The organism is Bizionia hallyeonensis (assembly GCF_042657385.1).
GTDB lineage: Bacteria > Bacteroidota > Bacteroidia > Flavobacteriales > Flavobacteriaceae > Algorimicrobium > Algorimicrobium hallyeonense.
In genome coordinates this window covers 1-3,526 of the sequence record NZ_JBHSLA010000013.1, presented here as the reverse complement: position 1 = coordinate 3,526, position 3,526 = coordinate 1, and the positions used below count along the sequence as shown (strand labels likewise).

The following is a 3,526-nucleotide window of genomic DNA, read 5'->3' as shown; positions in this document are numbered from 1 at the left end:
TAATAGCAGTAGCAAATAAATTATTAAAACAGGCATTTGCTATCGCAAAAAGTGGTTTGCCTTATGATGAGAACTTTGTTTCAAAATTAGCTTAAAATTGCTTGTTTTTTAACTCAGTTCTTTGTTGTGTGTTCGTTTTTTATTCCTTAATTACTTTTAAAATTTCAGTTCTATTTTCACTCGAAACATTAACTAAATATACTCCAGAATCGAGATTTGACAAATCAATAGATGAAGAGTTAAATTTTTCAGAAACAACATCTCCGAGAATTGAATAAACTGTAATTCTCTCAATTGATTTTAACGATTGAATTGTCAATTTTGATTCGGTTGGATTTGGATAAGCTTTAATTTTTATTTTTTCATAATCTTCGATGCTTAAATTACAGTTAGTATTGTAAGTAGCAATTGGGTCAACGCAAAATCCTGTGTCAGCACTTTGATTACAAGTCTGACTGTTGGCGTATGAAACATTATCAACTTGTATGCAAGTCAAATTCGGATTTTGTGTTGCTACTAACTCAATAATATTTGTGTTATTTCCATTTTGGATATTTAGAAAATTTAAATTGTCATTGGATTGGCACGATAATCTTATTAAATTTGAAATCTGCGAAACATCTAACTCTGTTAAATTGTTATCATATAAAAATATATATTGTAGATTATCATTTGCAGAAAAATTAATAGAACTAATGCTATTACTATCTGCATCTAGCCAATATAAATTTTGATTTTGATTTAATATATCAATATTAGAAACGTTATTGAATTCTATATCAAGCCATTCTAAATTTTGAAAATGTTGTATACCTTCAAGATTCTGTATTTTTTGAGAACTTGAAAGGTCAAAGTAATACAAGTTTAAATATGTTACGCTTAAAGCTTCGGTAAGTTCAATTAATCCATTATCATTTAAATCTGCATCTGAGTCAGGAATAAAGTCATTATTAGTATCAACAACATTATCATTAATTAATGCGTTTCTAAATGCATTGTCAGGAATGTTTACAGTTTGAGCTTGACTTAAAAAACAAGTCATTAATAAAGTTAATAAGTAGATTTTTTTCATAATTTATATATGGTTTAAGGTTTAGTTCAAATTTTTGTGGAAATGACACACAACGTTTGTGTATATGAAAAGTAAAGGGTTAAAATCCAATGCTTTTCGGACGTTGTGATTGTTTGTTTTTTGTGGTGAACTTTAGGCTTCACCTTTAACCTTTATTTTTTATATACGTTGTTACCTGCAGTATTTTTATTCAGTTAATCTTTGTTTTCTTTCCGCAATTCGTTTCTCAAACTTTGGATTTAATTCAATTCCGCTTATAAATTCAGATTCAAAACAACCAATCGTTATAAACTCAAAGTTCACAAAAAAGAAGTGTTTTAATCCGTTTTGCTTTAAAATCGGTTTTCGATTATTTTCAGGTAATCTGTCAATTTCGAGTGTGTCCGAAATCGGTTTATCGAATTGATATATTCTTAATTGTCTTGTGTTCAGTTCGAGTATCTTTTTCAATCCGTTCAGGTCAGTTTGAACATCCATTTCCATTTGTCGAACAGATAAATTTTTCAATTCAATTCCGCTTTGAGTTTTTAAATCCGTTTTCCACCATTCAATGACTTCGTTTGGCACGAACTTGTGAATGAAAACCGTATTCAGTTCTTTGTCAAAAAGTTCCCAAATTTCTTCGTTAGAATTAATTTCAAATGTTAGTTCGTTCATTTTCTCAAATTGGGTACAACGACCCGTGTATGTTGTCGTAGCATCCCGAAGGGTGCTATGCAATATACACCTTGTTGTGCTTTCGTTTTTTTAATTATTAGTTTTCATTTTTAGTGTGATTTCTCCAATATTGTATGCATATACCGAAGCGGGAAGAAAAGTAAATTTCAAATCTTGTATTTCTTTCATTCCTATTTGATCAATTGAAGTGACAACGGCAGATTTAAGTTTATTTGCTTCACAAAATTTAATTAAACTTTTCAATTCTTGGGGTTTATCAAAATATCGGTTACTCCATTTAATTTCTACTCCCCAAATAGGTTTGTAATTTTTATCATCTACCAAAACAAGATCTACTTCCCCTTCATTTCTGCCGTCTTTCCATCTAGCATATGTTAAATCGAGTTGCTCTCGATGCATCCATTGTGAAAGGATTGCTGTTTCAACCATGTTTCCCATTTCTTGGTCTGTTTCACTTATCGGTGAAAATAAAGCAGTGCGAAGTGATGGGTTGGTAAGGTATACTTTGAAGCTTGTTATTCTTTTTAATCTTTTTGCATTGACCCCAACCTTGTTTAATACCTTAATTAGGAATGCTGCTTCTAAATATTCTAGATATTTTTTTAATGTATCCTTTTGAATCCCACTTTCCCTAGACATTGTCTCATATGAGAATTCATTTCCAGTATTATACGCGATGTATGTAAAAAATCTGTTTAACTCTTGAACATCTTTGATTCCATATAGGCTTGGGAGATCTCTAAGCAGAACTTTATCTACAATATCATTTTTCACATATCTACCCATATCACCTTGTATTTTTTCAGATAACACAACCTCTGGGTATCCTCCAAAATTTAAATAATGGACAAATTCTTTATTTAATGCTTTGGGATCATGAGTTAAGCAATACTTTATATCCTTATCACCATATTGAATATCACCTTCAAAAATTAAATGGTCTAATTTTTTCAAATGGATATATTCCTGAAATGTTAATGGAGGTAACAAGAAATCAGTGAATCTACCTGCTCCACTTTCCGTACTGTGCCATTTCAAAGCAGCAGCTGCAGAGCCAGATACAATAAATTTAGTTTCAGGGTATGAGTCAACCAATATTTTTAAATGTCTTTCCCAATCTTTCAAGTATTGTATTTCATCAAAAAAGACATAACAGCCATTCAGGTTTTCAAGATTTAAAGAATCCTTGCAAAGCGTTAAAACGTCCTCTAAGCTTAAATTGACGTAAATCGGGTTGTCAATTCCGATAAAGAATAGTTTATGAGGATTCGTTCCTTCTTTCAGTAAGTTTTCAATGCAATGAAATAGCATGACTGTTTTACCTACCCTTCTAGGTCCCATGAGAACTAATGCCCTTTTAATACTCCTTTCAAGAACGAATGGATAAAAGAGGTCAAAATATAATCTCTTGGACATTGAGCTATATGTATTCGGTATCTCTTTAGTAATCCACCATGGATTTTCATATCGAAGACGTTCAATAATTTTTTCTGTCGGAATAAGATTTAACATTGCCATATTTTTCATCTTTACACAACAAATATAGCAAAATAAATAGATTAAAAACTATCTATTTGTACAAATAATGAAAGTTTAGGATGGGAATTTGACTTATAGATGGTTAATTTGACAGTCGATTTTCTTATTCGATGACCCGTCCTAAAATAAGGCTACATAATTCAAAACAATTATGTATAAAAATGACAAAGTAATTAGACGGTACAGTGAACCTTTCAAATTAAAAATTTTAGCCGAACTTACAACGGGAAAACACAC

General features: G+C 30.7%; 3 protein-coding genes. All 3 read right to left on the bottom strand.

What is annotated here, in order from left to right:
• Window positions 1–139: 139 nt before the first annotated feature.
• The 3 genes from ACFPH8_RS14880 to ACFPH8_RS14870 all read right to left on the bottom strand — a co-directional run bounded on the left by ACFPH8_RS14880 (window position 140) and on the right by ACFPH8_RS14870 (window position 3,268).
• Window positions 140–1,072 carry a T9SS type A sorting domain-containing protein gene (locus ACFPH8_RS14880; RefSeq protein ID WP_376862229.1) on the bottom strand — a complete coding sequence of 311 codons (933 nt, stop codon included), beginning with the start codon at window positions 1,070–1,072 and terminating at the stop codon, window positions 140–142.
• Window positions 1,073–1,258: 186 nt separating this feature from the next.
• The gene (locus ACFPH8_RS14875; RefSeq protein WP_376862227.1) at window positions 1,259–1,729 is read right to left on the bottom strand and encodes a hypothetical protein; all 471 of its coding nucleotides are present in this window, start codon (window positions 1,727–1,729) and stop codon (window positions 1,259–1,261) included.
• 90 nt (window positions 1,730–1,819) lie between these two features.
• Window positions 1,820–3,268 (bottom strand): ATP-binding protein, encoded by a 1,449-nt coding sequence (locus tag ACFPH8_RS14870; RefSeq protein ID WP_376862225.1) that lies wholly within the window; start codon window positions 3,266–3,268, stop codon window positions 1,820–1,822.
• Window positions 3,269–3,526: the final 258 nt, after the last annotated feature.

Coding starts and splice junctions, on each gene's coding strand:
- ACFPH8_RS14880 (WP_376862229.1), bottom strand. CDS start 1,072: ATGAAAAAAATCTACTTATTAACTTTATTAATGACTTGTTTTTTAAGT.
- ACFPH8_RS14875 (WP_376862227.1), bottom strand. CDS start 1,729: ATGAACGAACTAACATTTGAAATTAATTCTAACGAAGAAATTTGGGAA.
- ACFPH8_RS14870 (WP_376862225.1), bottom strand. CDS start 3,268: ATGGCAATGTTAAATCTTATTCCGACAGAAAAAATTATTGAACGTCTT.